Below are 635 nucleotides of genomic sequence, written 5' to 3'. Positions count from 1 at the left end.
AAAACTCAGAGTCTCTTAAGGAATTTAAAAAATTAAATTCTGAACAAATTACTGAAAAGATTGATCAGTTACGAAAAGATCTTTTTGACTTGAGATTCAAGCAAGCTACAAGACAGCTCAATGAAACTCATAAATTTAAAATTATCAAGAAACAAGTTGCGCAATTACTCACTCTCAGTAAGAGTCAATCTGCTTCTAAAACAACTTCTGATTAATTATTAGTTATGGCACTTAAAGAAAGAATTGGTACTGTTGTAAGCGACAAAATGGATAAAACAGTTGTTGTTGCTGTTATTAACAGATATCCACATCCCACTTATAAAAAAATTGTAAGTAGAACTACTCGATACAAGGCGCATGATCCAGAAAATACATGTGTTTTAGGTGATCGAGTTAAAATTAGAGAAACCAGACCGCTTAGTGCTCATAAAAGATGGGCCATAGAAGAGATTCTCAATAAAACAAGTCAGGCTGAGGAGGTTAAAAAATGATTCAACAAGAAACTTATTTAACAGTTGCCGATAACAGCGGAGCAAAAAGACTCCAATGTATTAGGGTTTTAGGTTCTAATAGAAGGTATGCACATGTCGGGGATGTAATCGTAGCAACTGTAAAAGATGCACTTCCTAATATGG

Annotated in this window: 3 protein-coding genes; all 3 read left to right on the top strand. The window is 33.9% G+C overall.

Annotated elements, in window-relative coordinates:
- Window positions 1–215: 50S ribosomal protein L29 (rpmC, locus tag AMO19_RS05150; RefSeq protein ID WP_075507596.1), on the top strand; the 215-nt coding region annotated here is incomplete at its 5' end.
- Between the two features lie 9 nt (window positions 216–224).
- The gene (gene rpsQ, locus AMO19_RS05145) at window positions 225–491 is read left to right on the top strand and encodes a 30S ribosomal protein S17 (RefSeq protein WP_075507595.1); all 267 of its coding nucleotides are present in this window, start codon (window positions 225–227) and stop codon (window positions 489–491) included.
- Window positions 488–635, top strand: a 148-nt coding sequence (locus AMO19_RS05140) for an uL14 family ribosomal protein (protein WP_179850517.1), incomplete at its 3' end; no start/stop codon positions are given. The genes rpsQ and AMO19_RS05140, both read left to right, overlap by 4 nt.

Origin of the sequence: Prochlorococcus marinus (genome assembly GCF_001180245.1) — a bacterium.
Lineage (GTDB): Bacteria > Cyanobacteriota > Cyanobacteriia > PCC-6307 > Cyanobiaceae > Prochlorococcus_A > Prochlorococcus_A marinus_F.
This window is presented reverse-complemented; position numbering and strand designations above follow the sequence as displayed.